Source organism: Bradyrhizobium sp. SRL28 (assembly GCF_018596315.1).
Lineage (GTDB): Bacteria > Pseudomonadota > Alphaproteobacteria > Rhizobiales > Xanthobacteraceae > Bradyrhizobium.
The window spans coordinates 271,325-293,730 of sequence record NZ_JAHEAG010000002.1 but is presented as its reverse complement, the minus strand read 5'-3'; the positions used below and the strand labels follow the sequence as shown (position 1 = coordinate 293,730).

The 22,406-nt window shown below is 61.3% G+C and carries 18 protein-coding genes and 1 pseudogene; 8 read left to right on the top strand and 11 right to left on the bottom strand.

The window, feature by feature from the left end:
• Positions 1-15 precede the first annotated feature (15 nt).
• Positions 16-1,233 carry a sigma-70 family RNA polymerase sigma factor gene (locus KIP88_RS05815; RefSeq protein WP_214486903.1) on the bottom strand — a complete coding sequence of 406 codons (1,218 nt, stop codon included), beginning with the start codon at positions 1,231-1,233 and terminating at the stop codon, positions 16-18.
• Positions 1,234-1,889: 656 nt separating this feature from the next.
• Here KIP88_RS05815 and KIP88_RS48460 point away from each other — a divergent pair.
• Positions 1,890-2,054, top strand: a complete 165-nt coding sequence (locus tag KIP88_RS48460) for a GntR family transcriptional regulator (RefSeq protein WP_214487290.1) — start codon at positions 1,890-1,892, stop codon at positions 2,052-2,054.
• Between the two features lie 180 nt (positions 2,055-2,234).
• On the opposite strand, the gene KIP88_RS05805 is transcribed toward KIP88_RS48460, so the two are convergent.
• Entirely contained in the window at positions 2,235-2,531 is a 297-nt protein-coding gene (locus KIP88_RS05805) for an HU family DNA-binding protein (protein WP_214486901.1), read from the bottom strand.
• A 415-nt stretch (positions 2,532-2,946) separates the two neighbouring features.
• On the opposite strand from KIP88_RS05805, the pseudogene KIP88_RS05800 reads away from it, so the two are divergent.
• Positions 2,947-3,931: pseudogene (locus KIP88_RS05800) on the top strand (LLM class flavin-dependent oxidoreductase).
• Between the two features lie 55 nt (positions 3,932-3,986).
• Here KIP88_RS05800 and KIP88_RS05795 read toward each other — a convergent pair.
• The 7 genes from KIP88_RS05795 to KIP88_RS05765 form a co-directional block, all read right to left on the bottom strand.
• The gene (locus KIP88_RS05795) at positions 3,987-5,294 is read right to left on the bottom strand and encodes a TRAP transporter large permease (protein WP_214486900.1); all 1,308 of its coding nucleotides are present in this window, start codon (positions 5,292-5,294) and stop codon (positions 3,987-3,989) included.
• Positions 5,291-5,917 carry a TRAP transporter small permease subunit gene (locus tag KIP88_RS05790; RefSeq protein WP_214486899.1) on the bottom strand — a complete coding sequence of 209 codons (627 nt, stop codon included), beginning with the start codon at positions 5,915-5,917 and terminating at the stop codon, positions 5,291-5,293. The genes KIP88_RS05795 and KIP88_RS05790 overlap by 4 nt, the downstream gene beginning before the upstream one ends.
• Entirely contained in the window at positions 5,910-6,920 is a 1,011-nt protein-coding gene (locus KIP88_RS05785; protein ID WP_214486898.1) for a TRAP transporter substrate-binding protein, read from the bottom strand. The genes KIP88_RS05790 and KIP88_RS05785 overlap by 8 nt, the downstream gene beginning before the upstream one ends.
• Positions 6,921-7,088: 168 nt before the next feature.
• Positions 7,089-8,747, bottom strand: a complete 1,659-nt coding sequence (locus KIP88_RS05780) for a hydantoinase B/oxoprolinase family protein (RefSeq protein ID WP_214487289.1) — start codon at positions 8,745-8,747, stop codon at positions 7,089-7,091.
• 2 nt (positions 8,748-8,749) lie between these two features.
• The gene (locus KIP88_RS05775) at positions 8,750-10,834 is read right to left on the bottom strand and encodes a hydantoinase/oxoprolinase family protein (RefSeq protein ID WP_214486897.1); all 2,085 of its coding nucleotides are present in this window, start codon (positions 10,832-10,834) and stop codon (positions 8,750-8,752) included.
• Between the two features lie 361 nt (positions 10,835-11,195).
• Complete coding sequence (locus KIP88_RS05770) at positions 11,196-11,966, bottom strand: SDR family NAD(P)-dependent oxidoreductase (protein ID WP_214486896.1); 771 nt, start codon at positions 11,964-11,966, stop codon at positions 11,196-11,198.
• A 44-nt stretch (positions 11,967-12,010) separates the two neighbouring features.
• Positions 12,011-13,186, bottom strand: a complete 1,176-nt coding sequence (locus KIP88_RS05765; RefSeq protein ID WP_214486895.1) for a phosphotransferase family protein — start codon at positions 13,184-13,186, stop codon at positions 12,011-12,013.
• Between the two features lie 302 nt (positions 13,187-13,488).
• On the opposite strand from KIP88_RS05765, the gene KIP88_RS05760 reads away from it, so the two are divergent.
• Positions 13,489-14,682, top strand: a complete 1,194-nt coding sequence (locus KIP88_RS05760; protein WP_214486894.1) for an ABC transporter substrate-binding protein — start codon at positions 13,489-13,491, stop codon at positions 14,680-14,682.
• A 59-nt stretch (positions 14,683-14,741) separates the two neighbouring features.
• On the opposite strand, the gene KIP88_RS05755 is transcribed toward KIP88_RS05760, so the two are convergent.
• Both KIP88_RS05755 and KIP88_RS05750 read right to left on the bottom strand, forming a co-directional pair.
• The gene (locus KIP88_RS05755) at positions 14,742-15,932 is read right to left on the bottom strand and encodes a CaiB/BaiF CoA-transferase family protein (protein WP_214486893.1); all 1,191 of its coding nucleotides are present in this window, start codon (positions 15,930-15,932) and stop codon (positions 14,742-14,744) included.
• A 27-nt stretch (positions 15,933-15,959) separates the two neighbouring features.
• Positions 15,960-17,258: an enoyl-CoA hydratase-related protein gene (locus tag KIP88_RS05750; RefSeq protein WP_214486892.1), complete on the bottom strand. Its 1,299-nt coding sequence runs from the start codon at positions 17,256-17,258 to the stop codon at positions 15,960-15,962.
• A 129-nt stretch (positions 17,259-17,387) separates the two neighbouring features.
• On the opposite strand from KIP88_RS05750, the gene KIP88_RS05745 reads away from it, so the two are divergent.
• From KIP88_RS05745 to KIP88_RS05725, 5 genes are all read left to right on the top strand, one after another.
• Entirely contained in the window at positions 17,388-18,569 is a 1,182-nt protein-coding gene (locus tag KIP88_RS05745; RefSeq protein WP_214486891.1) for an acyl-CoA dehydrogenase family protein, read from the top strand.
• A 103-nt stretch (positions 18,570-18,672) separates the two neighbouring features.
• Positions 18,673-19,431, top strand: a complete 759-nt coding sequence (locus tag KIP88_RS05740; protein WP_214486890.1) for an SDR family oxidoreductase — start codon at positions 18,673-18,675, stop codon at positions 19,429-19,431.
• Positions 19,432-19,449: 18 nt separating this feature from the next.
• The gene (locus KIP88_RS05735) at positions 19,450-20,244 is read left to right on the top strand and encodes an enoyl-CoA hydratase-related protein (RefSeq protein ID WP_214486889.1); all 795 of its coding nucleotides are present in this window, start codon (positions 19,450-19,452) and stop codon (positions 20,242-20,244) included.
• Between the two features lie 45 nt (positions 20,245-20,289).
• Positions 20,290-21,219, top strand: coding sequence for a 3-keto-5-aminohexanoate cleavage protein (locus KIP88_RS05730; protein ID WP_214486888.1), 930 nt, complete (start codon positions 20,290-20,292; stop codon positions 21,217-21,219).
• A 25-nt stretch (positions 21,220-21,244) separates the two neighbouring features.
• Positions 21,245-22,390, top strand: coding sequence for an acyl-CoA dehydrogenase family protein (locus KIP88_RS05725; RefSeq protein ID WP_214486887.1), 1,146 nt, complete (start codon positions 21,245-21,247; stop codon positions 22,388-22,390).
• The last annotated feature ends 16 nt before the right edge of the window (positions 22,391-22,406 follow it).

Sequence of the window (22,406 nt, the reverse complement as noted above, 5' to 3'; positions counted from 1 at the left end):
TTCCAGTACCCATGTTTAGACGGACATATCGGAATTATTTTCCAATTGCACCGTAATTTCTTTCAACCACTTCTGGGTACGCTGTTTCAAACGATAGACCTCCTCCACCTGACAACCCATCAGCCTCGCGATGCCGCGTGCCGGCAACGGCTCATTCGCCGAAAATACAATCTGAAGGTACAATCGTTCATCAGTCGGAAGCTTCTCCGCAGCCGCATTGACGGCAGCGACGAGAGCTGCGCGACGCTGTTCCTCCTCAAAGAGCAGCAAACGGTCCTCAGGCGTCGGCGACGAATCCGCGATCGAAAGACCCCCACCTTCGCCAAGCAGTGCATCGAGCGAGATGGCCTCGGTGGCTGGCGATGTGCGTTCCAGCCTCGCGATACCGGCAAGTCGCGCGACCGACTCGGCGATATCAGCGGCTGTCGGATCTTGCGCCAGCCTGCCGCGCAGTGCAGCGGCGAGCCGATCGGCGTCCAGCGGAGAACCCTCCCACACCACAGCTGCATAAATCGCCTGGTCGAGCGGCGCCGAACGGGAAATCGCCGCCGGCATGCGCCGTCGAGGCGTTTCACGCCGCACGAGATCGATCAAGATACGATCGACCACGGTCAGAATATAGCCGGCGAAGCTGCCGCGGCCCCCGTATGAGCGGATGCGATGGAAGTCATTCTCGATCAGCTTGAGGCATACTTCTTGATACGCGTCCTCGCGACCAGCTCTACCAAGTTTGCTTGGCAATTGTCTGCCAATCCGGCTTCGAATATCGGTCTCGAAGTAACGCGAGAATCGCTCCCACGCCTCGTGCGGCGTCTTGCTGAATTGTCCCGCCAGCTGGTCGGCGAGAACATCGCGAGCGACAAGCGACAAGTACGTCGTAAGCCGTGAGCGTCCGTCGACCCCCCGCAGCCGTGCATGATCGTCAGCCTTCAGCGATGCGACGATGTGAAGGAATGCAGCCTCCGCGTCGGCTCCATCGCCTGCCAGCTTCACGACGATCGACCACAGCGTCGTCGAGACGTGTTCGAGAAATCTGCTGGCCGCGCCAGCCTCACCAGAGATGACAGCAGTGACAAGCGCGTGCTCGAAGTTGCCGCTTAGCGGCGGCACAATCTGCATCTCAGCAGAGACTGGTCTTTCGGCGACCGCATCGACACTGTCGGCGTCGTTGTCGTGTGGCTTGGCCTTTTTCGGGACCAACAGATTCTGGACCAACAGGCTGCGCGACCACATGACTTCTCCCCTGACAAACAGTCGACCCACCGAACGACAGTTGAACAGCCAGAGACTGCGGCCTTCCCAAGTTGGCCTTTTTCGTCGCCAAACAACTGGTTTTGTCCGTAAAACAACTGGTGTGCCAATCTGGCGAGATTATGAATTGCAACAATGCAGCGAGCGCCGAAATTGCATAATGAGTAATGTACCGCCCAAGCCTGAGCGCTCCACTCGCTGCGCAAGTGACATCTGTTCGTCGTGTCTGCCCTGACATCGCACCAATTTTGCCACAACTACGCGGCCCGCAAATATCACAAGCCGCATTGCGTCGATTGCCGAGTCCACGCATCCGTTGAAATTGCAGAGTTATCGCAGTCGGCGTCAGCAGCGCTGAGCGCACGAAATCAGGATCACGCTTCCAGGACTCGATACGAACAGGATCTGAACTTTATGATTGCACTCCATGATTGCACCCGTTACCTGGTGTGGCCGAGGCATCACGGTCAGCAAAAATCCGCAATCGTCCTCCGATGAGTTGAGTATTGCGCATTGCCTGGTTCATGACGGTCTTCAGTGGTCACGAACTCGATGGTTGTTCGCAAGACACTCCACGACGAGCTTGTCCCACTATTGTGCAACATGATCGTCGAGGGCGAACTGAATCCTGATGCCGGATACGCGAAAAAGTCCTGTGCGTCCGCTTCGGTGTTTCGCGAACGCCGCTACGCGAGGTGCTCAAGATGCTCTCTGTGGAAGGCTTGGTGAACCTGCTGCTCAACCGCGGTGCGAGCGTCGTGTGCATCACTCAACAGGAAGCGGAAGCTCATTCCGCTGCTTGAAACGATTGAGTCACACGCCAGCGAGCACTTGCGTTGAGAGATAGCGCGCTGCTTCAGGCGGATATTCCTGTTGCTCGTCAGCAAATCCCATCGGCAGTACCAAGCAGGCGCGCTTCCTTAAGGTGTGATGGAGCTACCCACAGTTCAGGCGAACGACAGGCCTCAACCAACCCGTCCGCTTCAAACAGCGTCTTTGGCAACCTTCAGAGGTGACGCCTTGACCGACCTGCTGGCTGGCTTGGCTGCGAACTCCATAGGCTCTTTCGTGAAAGGATTTACGCCGCTGCGGGCTTCAGTAGCAGGCTTGTTTACGACTGACATTTTGACGAAGCCGGGAATGACGAACTCGCCGGATTCATTCAGTTCCTTATAGCCTACAGTCGCCATCTGCTCGATGACGGCCTTTACGTCTCCTTTGGAAAGCTGCGTTCCTTCTGCAATTGCATCAATCAACTGATTCTTGGTCATCTTGGCCATGATGGATTCCTTTGTGGAGGCTCAAAACAGTTTGAAGCGCATAAGCTACCGGGGGTACGTCACTCTGCTTAAAAGGCGACAAGCCACTCAGTTCGCTTCTCGTTCATACCTGTGATCATGAAGTCACCGGGCTTAAAACCCATCAAGGCCCAAAACGCAAGGAGCAGTTCGGCGTATGTTCTTTGCCTGGCACCATGTACCTGAAGCGGTCGTTGGCGCAGAGACGCGACCGGTGCTGATTGCAGTCGGCCCTGTCGGTCAATTGCGTAGTAGATTCAGCAGATTGACCCACACGGAGACAGTGCCCATATGGGACACCAGAATCGAATGAAACCTGCCGTTTCGGACAAGCTTGAACGCGGCCAAGTATCTCTGGCAGCGTTATTCACATAAAAGGTTTCGTTCGGGAGTTCCTATGACGACACTGTCTATCCTCGATCTCGTCCGCGTCACTGAAGACACCGATGCCCGCGGCGCGCTCGATAACGCCCGCGATATCGCGGTCCATGCCGAGGCTTGGGGCTATCGCCGCATTTGGGTGGCGGAGCATCACAACATGGCGGGCATCGCGAGCGCCGCGACGTCGGTTGTGATCGGTCATATCGCAGCGGGAACAAAAACGATCCGCGTCGGCGCGGGCGGCATCATGCTCCCCAACCATGCCCCCTACGTCATCGCGGAGCAGTTCGGAACGCTGGCGCGCCTGTTTCCGGGCCGCATTGATCTCGGGCTGGGCCGTGCACCGGGGACCGACCAGCTTACACTGCGCATTGCGCCGTACGCCCGAAGCGGCCGAAAACTTCCCGCAGGACGTTCTCGAAGTGCAGGCCTTTCTGGCTCCAGCCGGTCCCAATCAGCGCATCCAGGCGGTGCCGGCGGCGGGAACGGAAGTGCCGTTGTGGATTCTCGGATCGAGTAATTTTGGCGCGATGCTGGCGGCTGAACTCGGGCTTCCCTATGCCTTCGCCTCGCATTTCGCTCCCGACCTGCTGATCCCCGCACTGCAGATCTACCGCAGCCGCTTCAAACCGTCCGAGCAACTTGACCGTCCCTACGCGATGGTAGGCGTCAACATCATCGCCGCCGGCAGCGATGACGAAGCGCGCAGGCTGGCGACGACCCAGCAGATGTCCTTCACGAACATCTTCCGCGGCGCGCGGGGCCTGAGCCGGCCGCCGATCGACGACATTGAGAGCTACTGGTCGCCTGCGGAAAAAGCGCAGGCGATGAGCATGCTCGCGCGCTCCATCGTTGGTTCGCCCGATACGGTTCGTTCGGGCATCGATGCGCTCGTTGCGGAAACAGGCGCCGACGAACTCATGATCGTGTCCGATGTCTACGATCACGCAGCTCGGCTGCGCTCCTTCGAACTCATCGCCAGCGCCGCAAATATTGCCTAAACACTTTGTCCTCTTCGCAGCGCGCAACGCGATGCGGAGTGGCCCGCCCGCACGTCTACTTACCCAGCAGGAAGTCGGCTGGCCACGTGACAATGCCGGGGACGAGTGTGATCAATATCCCGAAGCCGCACATGATGAGGAAGAACGGCAGCACCTTCCACGCCACATAGGTCTGTGAATCGCCGGTCAGATTCTGGATCACGAAAAGATTGAAGGCGACTGGCGGACTCACTTGCGCCATCTCGATCGTCAGGATCAGAAAGACGCCGAACCAGACTTTGTCGAATCCGGCCGCCAGCACCACCGGCAGTACGATCGGCAGAGTGAGCACGATCATGGAGAAGCCTTCAAGCACGGTACCAAGCACGATGTAGAAGACCATCAGCAACATGATCAGCGCGAATGGCGCCAGGTTCCAGGACGAGATTGCCGCGGAGATAAATTGCGGCAGTCGCAGGTTCGCCAGCACGGTGCCGACGATGAAGGCTCCGAGGACGATCAAGCCAATCATGCAGGTGGTCTGCACGGTGCCGAGGCAGGATTCCTTCAGCGACTGCCACGTGAGCGCTCGCTGCAGGACCGCTACCAACAGCGCGCCCACGACGCCGATCGCCGCCGCTTCTGATGGGCTTGCGATACCGAGATACATCGTGCCGAGCACGGTGAATATCAGGAACGCGACCGGTCCCAACTCGACGAGGCTTTTCAGCTTATCCGACCAGCTCCATTCCGAAATCCGTCTGTCGTGCTCGGGCACGATGTCAGGCCGCATCAGAGCGCGTATCGCGATATAGGTCATGAAGCTGCCGGCGACGATGAACCCCGGCAGGAAGCTCGCGGTCAGCAGCCGCAGCAGCGATTCCTCCGCCAAAACCGCATAGATGATCATCGGGATCGAGGGCGGAATCAGAAAGCCGAGCATGCCTCCGCCGGCAAGACTGCCCACAGCGATGTCCTTGTTATAGCCGCGCCGCAGCAGCTCCGTCAGCGTGATGCGGCCCACCACCTGCGTGGTGGCGGCCGACGATCCGGAGATCGCCGAGAACAGCGAGCAGCCCAAAATAGTGGTGTGCAGCAGCCGGCCTGGCAGAAAGCCGACCCATGGGGCGATCCCGGTGAACAGCGACTGCGACAGGCGCGTGCGAAACAGCAATTCACCCATCAGGATGAATAGCGGAAGCGAAACGACCTCGGACGAGGTAAGCACGTTGAACGACCACAGTCCGATCTGGCGCATGGTCGGGCGCGACGTGAACAGGTCGAGCATCACGACGCCGATACCGATCAACGCCGGTCCGATCCAGATGCCGACAAGCAGCGTGGCTGAGAGCAGTCCCAGCAGGGTCAAGAGAACGATGGTCATGACGCCTCCGCTTTCGCATCCTGACCGACGCGCAACGTCTCATCCTCGCCGGGTTCACCCCGCAGCACGCGCGTGAACCGCGTCATCGATTGCAGCGTGAACAGCAAGGCGCCCAGCGCCAACGGAAACTGTGCGATCCAGAGCGGAAGTTCGCTCGCCTTGTCGGAGCGCGATTCGCGCATCCAGGAGAGCCAGGTCAGATGCCCGAGCGCAAAGGTCAGGTAAGCGGCGACGATCACGCACAGCGCCGTGGCGAACAAATCGAGGGCGCGCTGGCCGGGTGGCGACAGGTTGTCGAGCAGCACCTTCACCCGCACTTGCGAGCCCGTCCGCAGTGAATAGGCGGCGCCCAGCATGAACGCGGCGCCCATGAGGAAGGCACTGAACTCCCAGGCGAAGTCGATGCTCTTGTTGAAAATGTTGCGGGCGACGACTTCCGCGACAATCAGCATCAGGATGCCAAGGATGCACAGGGCGGACGCCCACGCCCCCCATTCCGACAGGCGGTCGACGCCGTCCAGGACGCGCGCTACGGCCTCCGAGGCGGGCCTAAGGCCCGCCTGCTCGTCCGTCTTGCCGTCTGACGTATCAGCCGCGGCCGCGCCGGCGGCGATATCATGCACGGCCGATATCCTTCCTGTATTTGCTGATGATATCGCCGGCAATGGCCCCCGCACGAGCGATGAAGGCCTGCTCAAGACTTGCCGTCTTCTCGCGCATCTCCTTCAGCAGGGTCGCGGGCACTTCGACCAGTTCCATGCCGCCCTCGATCAGGCGCTTGCTGCTGGCCTTATCGGCCTCGATCGACACGCTCCAGAACTCAGGCTCGAGCCTGGCGACGAGGTCCGTGATCGCCTTCTGGTGCACTGGCGAGATCTTCTTCCAACTGTCGTTGTTGACGGTGACGATCTGCGAACTCCACACATGGTTGGTTCGGTAGAAGTATTTCAGGAACTCCCAGAACTTGCCGTCCACGCCCGAGACGGAAGAGGTGGTCACACCCACAACCGCGCCCGACGCGAGCGCCGGCACCGTCTCGCCCCAGGGGATCTGCACGCCCACCATGCCGAGCGCATTCACCATGTCGCCGGCCTGGCGGTCCGGCACGCGAATTTTCAGGCCCTTGAGGCCCTCCAGGTTGTCGGACTTCACCTTGCTGTGGAGGTACTGCGTTGGCCATGGCACGGTATAGAGGATCGTCTGATTGTACTTGGTCGCTATCTTGTCGAACTCAGGTCGCGCGTACTTTTGCAGAACCTTCAATTCATCCGGGGACGAGACCAGAAAGGGTACACCCTCGATGCCGAGCAACGGCGCTTCACCGACCTGCTGGATGTTCAGGATGTCGGCCATCGGCACCAGTCCGTCGCGCACGGCATTGAGATGCTCAGGGCCCTTGTAGCCGAGCGAGCCGCCTGCATGGACCACGATCTCGATTGCGCCGCCGGTCGCTTTGCTGACCTCGGCTGCGAAGAGTTTTGCATTCTTGGTATGGAAATTACCCTCCGGCCAAACCGTCGACAGGTCCAGCTTGATCGTGCTTTGCGCCCGCGCGATGTGCGGACCGGCCAGAAAACCTGCCGCTGCGGCTCCGGTTGCGATGAATGTGCGCCTGGTTGTCTTCATGAACCCCTCTCCTTTTGCTGAAGCATGTGTGACGTGTCGTTTTCGAACTTGATCAGGCTGCAAGCGCGACGCTGGACCTCCGATCGGCGGACAGCTCCCGCATCACCTTGGCAACCTGACTGATGCTTGCCGCTTCGAGGTCCCGCAGCGGCGGGCGGACCGGACGCATCAGCCGGCGAAACCGTAAACCGCAACCGCATTCGCGCCCGACACCAGGCCGCTTTCGACATCGTCGCGCACGTTTGCCGGCGCGCGCTGCTTTGGATCGCCGATCCCGGCGCCGCCGGGCGTCAACACCACCAGCCGATCGTCCGGCGGCACGGTCTGAAAACCCTTGCCGCGCAGCTTCTGTCCCGACTTGAGCCCGACATAGCCGGCTTCGCCGTCACAGCCGCCGTCGCGGCCGCGAGGCGGGTGATCGATGCGGTCGAAGGCTGCCAGAATGTCGAAGGGAGCATCGACGCCGCTACCGACTTCGATGATCTGGCCGAGACCTCCGCGCGTGCGGCCGGCGCCGCCCGAATCCGGACGCAGCTCCTTGCGCCAGAAGATCAACGGCGTCTGCGTCTCCGCGATCTCGACCGGCGTGCCGCGTACCCCGCTGGGATAGGCCGTGGCCGACAATCCATCCTTGGCAAAACGCGCGCCGGTGCCGCCGTTGCTCGTCACCGCCATCGAGAATCCGTAATTGCCGCCGGCGCCGCTGCGCGTCTGTCCGCGCACATTGAGATTCCACAGGCAGGACGTGCCTTCGGCCGGCACCCGCTCGGGGATGATCTGACGCAGGCAGCCGAACACCACGTCGGGCAGCATCTGGCCGATGACATGGCGCGACGCCACCGGCGCCGGCTTCGGCGCATTGAGGATCGAGCCCGCGGGTGCCGCGACAGTCAGCAGCGAGAGCGACCCCGCATTGTTCGGGATCTGCGAGGCGACCACGCAGCCGAGGCCGAACACGGTGTAAGCGGTGGTGTAGGAAAGCGGCACATTGATGCCGAACTTCGAGGCGCCCGAGGTACCGTCGAAGTCGACGTGAATGCCCTGTTCCGAGATAGTCAGCGTCGCCGCGAGCGTGACCGGCGCATCATAGCCGTCGACGATCATGCTGTTGCGCCAGACGCCCTTCGGCAGCTTGGCGATCTCGGCCAGCACCGCCTCCCGCGAGCGGTCACAGATGAAATCGCCAAGCGCATCGAGCGAAGAGATCTCGAATTCACGCATCATCTCGACAAGACGCTGGCAGCCGACATCGTTGCAGCCGGCCAGCGAATAGGTGTCGCCCTCGGTGTCGATCGGCAGACGGGTGTTGCTGCGGATCATCGCCATCAGCGTTTCATTGACGACGCCCTGATCGATCAGTTTCAGCATCGGAATGTAGAGCCCCTCCATGAAGACGTCGGTGGCATCGGGCCCGAAACCGATACCGCCGATATCCATCAAATGGCTGGTACAGGAAAACAGCGCGACCGCCTTGCCGTCCTTGAAGCAGGGCGTGGTGACGACGAAGTCGTTGAGATGGCCGGTCCCCATCCAGGGATCGTTGGTGATATAGGCGTCGCCCGGCTTCATCGTCTCGATCGGGAAATGCGCGATGAAATGTTTGACCGACTCGGCCATGGAATTGACGTGGCCCGGCGTACCCGTCACCGCCTGTGCCAACATCCGCCCCTTGAGGTCGAACACACCGGCCGAGAGGTCGCCACATTCGCGCACGATCGGGCTGAAGGCCGTGCGCAGCAGCACCTGCGCCTGCTCTTCGACCACGGCGATCAGCCGGTGCCACATGATCTGCAGATCGATCAGGCTCGCGCCGCTTGCCTCATTCATGTTCATGCCGCCTTCCGTTCCATGACGATGCTGCCGGCGCCGTCGATATGGGCGTCGAAGTTCGTCGAGACGAATGTCGATGTCTCGTCTTCCGCGATCACGGCGGGTCCCGCGATGGTCGCGCCGGGCGCCATCTGGTCGCGGCGATACAGCGGAATCTCGACGACCTTGCCCGCGCGGCCATCGAAAAACTTGCGGCTGCCAGCGGCCTTTCCAGCCGGCTTGCGCGTCACCTCGGCAACGCGCGACGGATTCCGCGGCTCGGTGGTCGCGAGCACCGACCAGCTCAGCACCTCGATCGCAGCGCCCGGAATCGACCGCTCGAACAAGGCCGCGTAATCCGTCTCGAAGGCCTGGCGCAGGCCTGCGAGATCCGCTGCCGTCAACCGCTGGTTCGGCAGCTCGACCGTGATCTCGTGTCCCTGTCCGACATACCGCATGAAGGCGGCGCGTCGTTCGCGTACTGGCGCACCGGCGGCGCCGGGCTCGACCAGGGCACGCGCCTCGGCCGCCATCTCGTCCAGCAGGTCGGACACAGCGGTGGCATCGAACGCATCGAGCCTGGCATGACGGCTGCGCACCAACTCATAGGCGATGGGCGCCGCAAGAAACCCTACGGCCGAGCCGACGCCGGCATTGGACGGTACGATCACGCGCGAGACGCCGATCTTCTCGGCGACGCGGGCCGCATGCAGCGGCGCGGCGCCGCCGAAGGCGATCAGGGTGTGCTGGCCAACGACCGCGCCGCGCTCGACCGCATGCACGCGGGCGGCGCTCGCCATGTTCTCGCATACGACCTCATGCACGGCGTAGGCCGAAGTTTCCGCCGACAGTCCCAGCGGTTCACCAATGTCGCGCAATAAGGCCTGTTTGGACAGTTCGAGACTAAGCTTGATCGTCCCGCCCGCAAATGCGTCGGGATCGATCTTGCCGAGCGCGACATCCGCGTCTGTGACAGCGGGCCGTTGACCGCCACGGCCGTAGCAAGCCGGACCCGGCTCGGATGACGCGCTCTCGGGGCCGACCGTGACGCGCTTCAGGGCGTCGACCCGCGCGATTGAGCCGCCGCCGGCGCCGATCTCGACCATCTCGATCACGGGAATGCGCACCGGCAGGCCCGACCCTTTCAGGAAGCGGGCGGCGCGATCGACCTCGAACACGCGCGAGGTTTCGGGCTGGTACTTTTCGATCAGGCAGATCTTCGCGGTGGTGCCCCCCATGTCGAAGGACAGGACCCTGCTCTCGCCGAGACGCGCCGCGATCTGCGCCGCAAAAATCGCACCGCCTGCCGGCCCCGATTCGACCAGGCGCACCGGAAAGCGCCGCGCCGTCTCGATCGAGGTGACGCCGCCGCCCGAGGTGACGAGATAGATGGCGCCGCGAAACTGCTCAGCCTGCAGCCCCTCGGCCATGCGCGCGAGATAGCCGTCGATCAACGGCTGCACATAGGCGTTGGCCACCGCAGTCGAGGTCCGCTCGTATTCGCGGATTTCAGGACACACCGCCGACGACAGTGTGACCCAGACACCCGGCATTTCCTCTTTCAGGATCGCGGCGGCACGCCGTTCATGCTCGGGATTGGCATAGGAGTGAAGGAAGGCGAAGGCGACGCTTTCCACATTCTGCGCGCGCAGTTCGGGCACGAGTGCACGCACGGCGGCTTCGTCGAGCGGCAACCGCACGGCGCCCTGCGCGTCGATGCGCTCGGGGACCGTGAAACGCAGGGCGCGCGGCGCCAGTGGCTTCGGCTTGTCGATCGCAAGGTCGTATTGATCGTAACGGCTCTCGGTACCGATATCGAGGACGTCGCGGAAACCTTGAGTCGCGACAAGCGCCGTCTTCGCGCCGCGGCGTTCGATGATGGCGTTGGTCGCAAGCGTCGTGCCGTGAATGAAGACGTCGATATCGCATATGTGGGCGCGCGCGTCGGCCAAAATGAGACGCATCCCGTCCAGCACCGCTCGCTCTGGTCGCGCGGGCGTCGTCAGCACCTTGCGCGTCCTGCGATCCTGGCCCACATCCAGGACGATATCCGTGAAAGTGCCTCCGATATCGACGGCAAGCCGGACTTCGGCTCCCTCAAGCATTCCAAAACCTCCGCGTGCTGACCGACGAACTGTAGCCAAATGTTCAGCAATTTCCATGCCATAGACTGCGCCCGCGGCGAGGTGCCCAGCTATTTTGCTGGGCACCTATGCAGCGCAACTTCGACGAACTCGAGCCCCCTTTGGCAGAGCCGCTCTCGAGATGATCACGACCGATGACATCGCCGGCAGGCGATCGGCACGCGCTTCCAGAGCGCGCGGAATCATTAAATCGCGATCATCAAGCGTCCCTGCGGTGGCTCTGGGGAGCCTTGAAATTTCGTGAAATGAGTAGAACGGAGCTGGCGCACGCATCGCCAGCGCGCTACGGAGCTTGGACTTCGCTTCGAGCCGCTGGAAGCGACTAGACGGAAATGTGATAGCCGCCGTCCACGGCAATGTGCTGGCCTGTGATGTAGGACGCGGCATCCGAGAGCAGGAAACATACAGGCTTGACTGCTTCCTCCGGCGCTGCCCAACGTCCCATTGGAATCCGCGCCAATATGCCATCCCGAAACTTGTCACCCCTGATCGTTTCGGTCATGGGGGTCTCAACAACGCCGAAGCAGACCGAATTCGTCCGAATGCCGAATTTCGACCATTCCTTGGCAGTCGACATCGTCATGCCGAGCAAGCCGCTCTTTGCCGCGGCATAGTTTATCTGGCCGATGGAGCCGGCTCTTCCGGCATCCGACGAGATATTCACGATCGATCCCGGACTTTCGCGGCCGGCCTTTCCCTGAGCAAGCATGACGCGCCCCACCGCCTGGGTCCACAGGAATGCTCCGGTCAGATGCACGGAGATAACTTCGCTCCATTGCTGCAGGGTCATCTTTTCGATCATTGCAGGCCGCGTAATGCCCGCGTTATTGACGAGGCCGTCAATGGCGCCGACGCGCGCCTTGACGTCGCGCACCGTTGTTTCCGTGAACTCCGGATCAGCCACGTTGCCGACATAGGGCAGCAGCTTCCCATTCGTCTTCGCAGCAAATGCGTCGAGCTTATCGCCATTAAGATCAACACCGATCACCCGCGCCCCCAGGTCGATCGCCAGACTCGTAATTGCCTGCCCGATCCCCTGCGCCGCCCCGGTTACGACAATCGTTTTTCCTTCCAATGACATCACATCTTGCATGAAGCGCTCTTTCCGGCATTCCCAACCCGCTACGACCCAGCATCCTACAAACTATCGATTGAATCCAGATCCGCCATCGCCGTCGTTATTCGTTCGATCATGGTCAGCGTGGTCTCCTCCGGCTGCATGTTGGGCAGCAGTGGTGAGTGACACAGCGTAATCGTCCACATCAGGAGCGCGTGCACCATTTGCTCCCTGTAGTGTCGAAAGCTCCCGTCGAAATCCGGCCTCGAGCCCGTGAGTTCGGCAAATCGTTCGAGATAGCGAGCCAGCAGATCCTTCTCCCACTTGCGGCGATCATCTGGCGTCAGCGCCGCCGTCACCGCGTAGGCGAAGTCCCGCGACCAATGGCCGCGTGAAAGGCACTGCCAGTCGCACAAGCCCATCTTTCCTGCGGCCGTCCGGTACCAGTTTCCGATGTGAACATCGGAGTGGATCAGGCCCTGCCCCTCGCCTTCGTGGACGGCAAGCGCGCGCATCGCCGCCGGCCACACTGCATCGCGCTGCGCCAACACCTTTTTTGGGATGACAGACGAGGCGGCTTCGAATGCCTTCCGGGTGTAATACTCCAGACTCATCTTTTCCGCACCGATCGTGAACCATCTCGGATAGCCGGCAACCCAGCGATATCGCGTCGCAAGCTCGGGCTCACCGTAAAAGCGCGCATGCAGCGCGGCCAGCACATCAATCATGTCGTCCGCCATCTCGCGGGTGACGTAGGTCTGGTGATTGCAGAACGTCGCAGACTTTGTCGCGACCAGATCCTCCAGCAGAAGGATCGATGCAAATGTCCGGCGGTTGAACGCGGCGTGGTAGCCCACCGGCGCCTCGACCTGCAGCAATGGCCGAAGTTGCGTGAAAAACTGGCCTTCGACCCGCGCCGTACCATTAAAGCCGCCGATCATGCGCGTGACGACGCTCGGCAGTGATTTAGTGAAGATCGAGCCGGGCAAACCGGCGCGGTGGCCGGCTTCGTTATAGCTGACGATCAGCCGATGGCGCTCATGCGTTCCTGCGCTGGCCGGCTTAACCACGACCTGCGTGACCATGGCTCCCGGATGCTTTTCGCAGAGTACGGCCGTCAGCCATTCGGGCGTGATCGCGCCTGGTGAGCAAGGAACGTCGTCCCGTCCTCGCGCCTTTGGGCGAACCAGGCGCTCGAAAGCAACGCGCCCCCCGATTTTTAGCGCGGCCAGAGCCGTCGCGCTCGATGCACCCATGATCCCTCCTCGGCTGACAGTATCGCCGTCGAGCCCGCGTCAGCCTTGCCGTAGAGCGACGCAGGTCCCTAAATTAGTACACTTTAGTACGATATGTATCATGGCCGGATCGCCATTCAAGGCTCGACAGCTCCGGCCTCGAGACAATCCGACATCATCTCTTTGCAGCGCAACAAACGACAGAACGAATTCCGCTTGGGATAGCACAGTGTTATAGTATATGATACACTGGTGTACGGACATAGCCGCATTCAGGCGCCGTCCATGCAACGGCAAATAAAATCGGCATCGGGAGGGGAAGCATGAAGTACTCGACACTGAGCATTGTCTCGACTTTGTTAATAAGCGGCTTCGCAGTCGAAGCCGTGGCCGCTGAAAAGAAATATGGCCCTGGTGTCACCGACACCGAAATCAAGATAGGCCAGACCGTGCCCTACAGCGGACCGGCCTCGGCCTTTTCGAGCTACGGCCGCGTCATGACCGGCTATTTCCAGATGTTGAACGAGAAAGGCGGCATCAACGGCAGGAAAGTGAATTTGATTTCGCTCGACAATGCGTTCAGTCCCCCGAAAGCCATCGAACAGACCCGCAAGCTGATCGAAAACGATGAGGTCCTCGCCGAAGTCGGCACCGTCGGCACGGTTCCCAACATCGCCGTCCAGAAGTACCTCAACCAGAACAAGGTCCCTCACATCTTCATCTCGGCGGGTGGCCGACGGTTCAACGATCCACAGAATTTCCCCTGGACCGTGCCGTTCTATCCGCCGTTCGAGATGGAGGGTGCCACCTTCGGACAGTTCATCCTCAAGAAGATGCCGAACGCAAAGATCGCCGTCCTCTATCAGAACGACGACTACGGAAAGGACTATCTCACAGGCTTCAAGAGAGGGCTGGGAACCGGCACCGCCAAGATCGTGGCCGAAGCCACCTACGAGATCAGCTATCCCACCGTCGATTCCGAGATGATCCAGCTCAAAACCTCTGGCGCCGATACGCTGATCCTTTTCACGACGCCGAAATTCGCCGCCCAGGCCATCAAGAAGGCAAACGAGCTGAACTGGAAGCCGACGCAGCTTTTGGCCAGTCCGGTGAACTCGGTGCAGGGCGTGCTGACACCTGCCGGGTTGGAGAACGTTCAGGGCGCCTTCACGACGCAGTTCACAAAGCAGGCCGGTGATCCCGCCTGGGCACAGGATCCAGAGGTCGTCGACTATATCGACTTCATGAAGAAGTGGGCGCCGAATGACAGTCCGAACGATTTCATTGCCCTGTCAGGTTATGTCAACGCCCAGGCTATCGCTCTTGGGCTAAAGCGCTGCGGCGACAATCTGACGCGCGAAAACCTCCTGGCTCAGGCGACGACCTTCAACAAGGAACGCGTCGGCATGCTGCTTCCGGGGATCGAGCTGACCAATTCGAAGGAGAACTACGCCCCCTATCGCACACTGCGCATGGCCGTCTTCGAGAAGACGTCATGGAAGCTGCTCGAGGAATGATTGCGATGCCGAGGGCGAGACCAGACCGTCTCGCCCTCAATCGATCGACTATCGCCCGCTCAGCCGATCACTTCTTCGCGGCGCAATTCCTCGATGGCTGCCGGCGACAGACCTGTCTCCCGCAGGATCTCGTCGGTATGTTGTCCCGGCATCGGCGGCGGCAGGCCGGCGCTGCGTTCTTCTCCGACGAAAGTAACGGGGTGGCCCACGCAGCTGAGACGACCAGCTGCGGCGTGATCGTACTGCATGATTAGCGCATTCGCCCTGGTGTGCGGATGCGCGAGGAGTTGAGCGATCGTATTGATCGGCGAACAGGGAATGCCGACTTCATTGAGCGCCGTGTTCCACTGTTCGACCGTTCGCGACGCGATCACCGACTGCACATGGCCCAGCGTTTCGGCGCGATGGACGACCCGGTCCGCATTGGTGCGAAACCGGGGATCGTCGACGATCGCATTCAGGCCCGCTACCGCGCAGAACTTGCGCCAGAGATTATCATTGGCCACCCCGATCATGATCGGTCCATCGGACGCCTCGAACGCCTGGTAGGGACAAAGCGATTCATGACTGGAGCCGCATTTGGCGGGCTGGGCTCCGCGTTCCCAAAAGGTTTGCAGATTGTAACCCAGCAGCCCAAGCGCGGTGTCGAACAGCGACACCTGGATTGAAGCCCCCTTGCCCGACTTCTCCCGCGCCAGCAGGCAGGCCAGAATACCGCTGAAGGCATGCACGCCCGTCATCTGATCGATCGGCGAAATCGGGCTGCGTATGTATCCCCCGGCCTCATCCCCGGTCATCGACATGACGCCGCTGAAAGCCTGCAGGATCACGTCGTAGCCCGGTGAATTCTTCAGCGGCCCGGAACGGCCAAATCCGGAGATGCTGCAATGGATCAGCCGATCGTTCAGCGCGCGAAGGCTGTCGGCATCGATTCTCAACCGCTCGGCAACGCCGGTGCCAAAACTCTCGATCGCGACATCGGCGGACTTTGCCAGTTCGTGCACCAGCGCCCGCCCCTTCTCCGATTTCATATTGATCGCAATGCTTCGCTTGTTGCGGTTGGCGCTCAGAAACACGGTGCCCAGCCCCGGCGCTGGAAACGGCGGCCAGCCGCGCGTCTCGTCGCCCTGCCCTACCGCCTCAACCTTGATGACCTCCGCGCCGAGATCGCCGAGATACTGCGCGCAGAGCGGCCCCGCGAGCACCTTTGAAAGATCGAGAACCCTGACACCGTCGAGAGGCTTGGCCACAACTTCTCTCCTTTGCGTGCGCCTCGTCTAACCCAAGCCAGCGGCAAACAAGCCGCCGAGGTAAGCGGGAAAGCCTTCCTTTGTTACGAGCAGATAGTCGGCCGCACGGCGCTCGGGCTCGTCAAGCTGGGACCGCCAGCCTGCCGCCGCGTCTTCAGCTTCAGCGAGCCGGGTGCGCAGGAGTTGCTTTCCCCACGTCTTCGGCTCGTCGTCAAACCAATAGCTTGAACCCGAGATCCGGCCATCAAAGACAGACTTCTGCGTCTGGTCGACGCGAAATCCCGCTCGCACGAAGGACTGCGAGAGTTCTTCGCCCCTCCCCGATTGGACACCCAGCACGCGTGAGACCGCCGCGACGGCATCGACGACCTTGGGGTCCATCCCATTCTTTTTCAGCCGCTCGTAGTCGAGTCTTCCAAGGAACAACGTCCGGATCATGTTGCGAGCCTCCCGCCTCTGGATCAGCTTCGCAAAGATTTTCATCTCGGTCCGGATCGCATCGTCGAAAGCTTGCGGAAATCCCTGTTCGACGCAGTTGAGAATGGCGAGCGGCGCCGGATAGTGCCCCAACGTCTCGGCCAGGACGCTCGCGCGCCGTTGTCCGATCTGCGCCGCGAAGCCTTCCGCATCCTTTACGCGCCAGTCAGGCCGGTCCCACGGCTGCGCGGCAGCCGGGCGCGACAGCACCCAGCGCTCCGCGGCCGCCACCTCTTCACCCGGCGCCACCAATGCGTCCGCGAGACCGACCGCGATAGCCGCCGCTCCGCCGATCCTGGCACCGTCGAGCAGAACCGGCAGCGCCGCCTCGACGCCGATCAGGCGCGGAAGACGCTGGGTTCCTCCCCCTCCGGGTAATAATCCCACCAGCGACTCAGGCAGGCCAAACGTGCTCTGTGGTTGATCGGTGATGACCCTGTAATGCGCCGCAAGCGCGAACTCGGCGCCGCCGCCCAGCGCCAGTCCCGCGATCGCCACCGCAACGGGCTTGCCCGCGGTTTCGAGCTTGCGCAATCCCTGGCTCAGCCGAAAGAAGTGATCGAACGCGACGCCGTCGCGTTCGGCCGCGGGCGCCGCCATGATCATATCGTAGGCGGTTTCCAGCTCGGCCAGATCGGCGCCGGCGCAAAACGCGGAAGCCTTGCCGGAGCGGATGACAACGCCCGCCACGTCGCTTTGCGGCAGCCAGTCGGCAAACCTGCCGAGTTCCTCGATTGCCGCGTTTGAGAAGACGTTCATCGAGCGGCCGGGCATGTCGAAGACCAGATGGAGGACCCCGTTCGACGACCGTTCGGTCCGAAATTGCTTCAGCTCCGGCGCTCCCGGCATCGTTCCCTCGTTGCTTGAGTTACCGTTCGTTGGTGTACTATCGTGCTTGCGCAACGCCAGTCTCGCATTGTATACCCATTCCAAAGATGGTACACTAGCAAACTAAATCAGACAGGACGCGTTTTGACAATGATCGAGCGCACGATCTTTCGCGAAGAACATGAAATTTTCCGGGAAACCGTCCGGCGCTTCGTCGATCGCGAGATCGTGCCCTTCCACGCCAAATGGGAAGAGGACGGCATCGTTCCGCGCGAGCTGTGGCTAAAGGCGGGAGCGGCCGGCCTGCTCTGCTGCACCGTCCCTGAGGAATATGGCGGGATGGGGCTCGATTACCTCTTCGACGTCGTTGTCTTCGAAGAGCTCTGGCGGTCCGGCGCCAGCGGGCCCGGCTTTCTCATCCATACCGACCTGGTCGCGACATATCTTCTGTCCTTCGGCACCGAAGAACAAAAGCGCAAGTGGCTGCCCAGGATGGTGTCGGGCGAAGCAATCGGATCGCTCGGCATGACCGAGCCTCATGCCGGCAGCGACCTCAAGGCGATCCGGACCCGCGCCATGCGCGACGGCGACGATTTCGTCATCAACGGCCAGAAAGTCTTCATTTCCAACGGCCAGCTTTGCGACTTCGTCGTATTGGCGACCAAGACCGACAGCCATGCCGGGGCAAAAGGCGTCACGCTGTTCATCGTCGAGAGCGACCGGCCTGGCTTCAAGCGTGGCCGGAATCTGGAAAAGCTCGGCATGAAGGCGCAGGATACGTCGGAACTGTTCTTCGACAATGTTCGCATTCCCGCAAGCAACCTGCTGGGCAAGGAGGGCAAGGGATTTGCCCAGATGATGACCAAGCTGTCGCAGGAGCGCCTCGCCCAGGCGATCCGGTCGGCTGTTGTCACCGAGACAGTGATCGACTGGACGTTGCAATATACGGCCGAGCGCAGCGCGTTCGGTCAGAAGATTGCCGATTTCCAGAACACCCAATTCAAGCTGGCCGACCTCAGGACCAAGGCGGCCGTCGCGCGCGTCTTTACCGACAAATGCATCTCGCTGTTCATGGAAGGCAAGCTCGATCCCGTGGACGCAGCGATGGCAAAAATGTTCACCTCCGAGCTTCACTGCGAAACGGTGGATGAATGTCTGCAGCTGTTCGGCGGCTGGGGATATATGTGGGAATATCCGATTGCACGGGCCTACGCGGATGCACGGATCGTAAAAATCGCCGGAGGTTCGATCGAGATCATGAAGACGATCATCGCGCGGCAGATGTATTCGCAGCACGGATTCACGCTGCAGAAGAACGGCGCGGTCTCGTGAGCTGAGCGCCGCTGGCGCGCGCTGCAACACCGGTAGCGCCATATTCCCGCTTGATCGGGCCGCGCGCGGCAACAACAATGACAAACGACAAGGGAGATTTTCGGTGAAAGGATTATCTGGGAAAGTCGCCGTGGTCACGGGCGGAGGACAGGGAATCGGGCGCGGGCTGACGCTGCGCCTGGCCGAGGAAGGCTGCAAGGTGGCGGTGTTCGACATCAACCCACAAGCCGGCGAAGAAACTGCAAAACTCGCGCCGCAGGCGGTCATCAAGACCTATGCGGTGGACGTTGGAGATGCCGCCTCCGTCGGCGACGCGGTCGCGAAGGTCGAAGCCGATCTCGGCCCGATCTGGCTCCTGGTCAACAACGCCGGCTGGGACCGGCCGATGCCGTTCCTGAAGACCGACAAGGACCTCTGGGACAAGATCATTCGCATCAATCTCTATGGTCCCCTCAACACCCACAAGGCGGTTGCGCCTCTGATGGCCGAACGCGGCGGCGGGCGAATTGTCAACATCGCCTCCGATGCGGCGCGGGTCGGAACCAGTGACGAAGCCGTCTACTCCGCCTGCAAGGGCGGGCTGATCTCCTTCACCAAATCGCTGGCCCGCGAGCTGGCGCGCAAGAATGTCCTGCTCAACGCCATCTGTCCGGGTCCAACCAACACGCCGATGATGGCCACCGTCCTTGGCGAGGGCGAGCAAGCCGTCAAATGGAAGGACGCGATGGTCAGGGGAATTCCGCTGCGGCGTATGGGCGAGCCCGAGGACTACGGCGGGATCGTTGCCATGCTCGCTTCCGACGACGGAAAATACATCACCGGACAGACCATCTCCGTCTCCGGTGGAATGAACATGATCTAAGCCACGCGAGGAAACGCCATGACAGATCCAAAGCAGTTCACCGACGTCATCTACGAAGTCCGCGATCGCGCGGCGTGGATCATCATCAACCGTCCAAAGGTTTACAACGCGTTCCGCGGACAGACATTGGAGGAACTGATCCAGGCCTTCCATCTCGCAGCCAACGATCGGCAGGTCGCAAGCATCGTCCTGACCGGCGCCGGCGAAAAGGCTTTCTGCACCGGCGGCGATCAATCGGCGCATGAGGGGCAGTATGACGGCCGCGGCGTGGTGGGACTGCCGATCGATGAACTGCAGGGCCTGATCCGCGATGTTCCGAAGCCGGTGATCGCCCGCGTCAACGGTTTCGCCATTGGCGGCGGCAACGTGCTCGCCACGCTCTGCGACCTCACCATTGCGGCCGACACCGCCCAATTCGGACAGGTTGGTCCGAAAGTCGGATCGGTAGACGCCGGCTGGGGTACGGCCTTTCTTGCGCGCCACGTCGGCGAAAAGAAAGCCCGCGAGATCTGGTTCATCAATGATCGCTACACCGCCGAGCAGGCGCGCGAAATGGGCCTGGTCAACAAGGTGGTCCCCGCAGCCGAGCTCGACGCTGCCGTCAAGGACTGGACCGACAAGCTGGCGCAGCGGTCGCCGACCGCGATTGCGCTCGCCAAGCGATCCTTCAACGCCGACTCGGACAACATCCGCGGCATCAGCAACTTCGCCCTTCACGCGGTGAAAATGTTCTACGACACCGCTGAATCGAAGGAAGGCGTCACGGCGTTCAACGAGAAGCGCGAACCGAACTTCCACAAGTTCGTGACCTGACGGTTACCGTCGGTCACGTCGGAATCGCAAGCTGAGAGAGGGATCATGGCGTCGCACAAGGTCATCATTTCCTGCGCGGTTACCGGATCGATCCACACGCCCTCGATGTCGCCGCATCTGCCGGTGACACCTGCCGAGATCGCCGAGTCCGCCCTCGGTGCGGCGGCAGCGGGGGCCGCGATCGTTCATCTCCATGCGCGCAATCCGGTCGATGGACGGCCGGATCAATCACCGGAGGCCTTTGAGCCGTTCCTGCGCGTCATCAAGCAGAGCTCCAACGTCGTCGTGAACCTGACAACCGGCGGCTCGCCCTACATGACCGTCGAGGAGCGCGTGCGGCCGGCCGCCACCTGGAAGCCGGAGGTCGCGAGCCTCAACATGGGATCGATGAATTTCGGCCTGTTCCCGATGCTGAAGCGTTACAAGTCGTTCAAGCACGACTGGGAGCCGCAGATGCTGGAGGGCTCCCACGATCTCGTCTTCCGCAACTCGTTCAAGGATATCCGCTACGCGCTGGAAACGCTGAACGGTTCGGGCGCGCGCTACGAGTTCGAATGCTACGATACCAGCCACCTCTATAACCTGCACTATTTTTGGACCGAAGGCCTCGTCAAGGCGCCCTTATTCATCCAGGCCTGCTTTGGGCTGCTCGGCGGCATCGGCTCGCATCCCGACGACGTCATGCACATGAAGCGGACGGCCGACCGCTTGTTCGGCAACAACTACCGCTGGTCGGTTCTCGGTGCCGGCCGCGCCCAGATGCAGGTCGCTGCGATGGCAGCCTCAATGGGCGGCAACGTCCGGGTCGGGCTTGAAGACAGTCTGTGGATCGGCGCCGGCCGCCTTGCCCAGACCAATGCCGAACAGGTGACACAAGTCCGCAAGATCATCGAGGGCCTTGGACTCGAGGTCGCCAGTCCCGAAGAGGCACGCGAAATTCTCCAGCTCAAGGGCGGCGACAAGGTCGCCTTCTAGCTTTTCAACCTACGGCACGACAGACATGCTGCATAATCGCCCGGTATTCGACGAAGAACATGCGCTCCTGCGCGAAAGCGTCCGCCGCTTTGCCGCAACGAGGATACAGCCGCATTTTCAGGAATGGGAGAAAGCCGGGATCATTGACCGCGCCCTGTGGCCGGCAGCCGGCCAGGCCGGCCTGCTCTGCCCCCAGGTACCGGAACAGTATGGCGGGATCGGCGGTGATTTTCGTCACAACGCCGTCGTCATCGAAGAGCTCGCCTATTCGGGGTTTGCAGGACCGGCGACCGACTTTTCAGTGCACAGCGATGTGTGCTGTGGCTATCTGCTGCATTACGGCACCGAGGATCAGAAAAAGAAATGGCTGCCGCGCATGGTCGCCGGCGAGGCTGTGTGCGCCATCGCGATGACCGAGCCCGGTACCGGCAGCGACCTGCAGGGTATTCGCACGCGCGCCGTCCGCGAAGGCGATGAATATGTCATTTCCGGTCAGAAAACCTTCATCTCGAACGGCCAGATGTGCGACCTCGTCATCGTGGTTGTCAGGACCAATCCGGACGGCGGGTCGCGCGGCATGAGTCTCGTCCTCGTCGAGACCGAGCGCGAAGGCTTTCGCCACGGCCGCAACCTCGACAAGCTTGGCCATCTCTCCTCCGATACGTCAGAACTGTTCTTCGATCAGGTCCGCGTTCCCGTCAGCAACCTCCTCGGCTCGGAAGGCGGCGCGATGGCCGCGCTGATGAGCGAGTTGCCGCAGGAGCGCCTGACGATCGCGCTTCACTCAATCGCCGCCGCACAAAAAGCATTCGACATCACCAGGGATTATGTCAGCGAACGCAAAGCGTTCGGGCAAGCTATCGGAACTTTTCAGAACACGCGCTTCAGGCTGGCAGATCTCAAGTCCGATCTTTCGGTTGGATGGGCCTATGTCGACCAATGCCTGCGCGAACACGTTCGCGGCGAGCTCACGACCTATGCGGCTTCGACCGCGAAACTGTGGACCACCGAGATGCACGGAAGGCTGGTCGATCAGTGCCTGCAGTTCTTCGGCGGCTACGGTTTTATGCGCGAGTACGAGATTTGTCGGCTGTTTGCGGATGCGCGGGTACTGCGTATCTATGGCGGCACGTCGGAGATCATGCGCGAGCTGATTTCGCGCAATCTCTGACGCACGGCGGCATAAG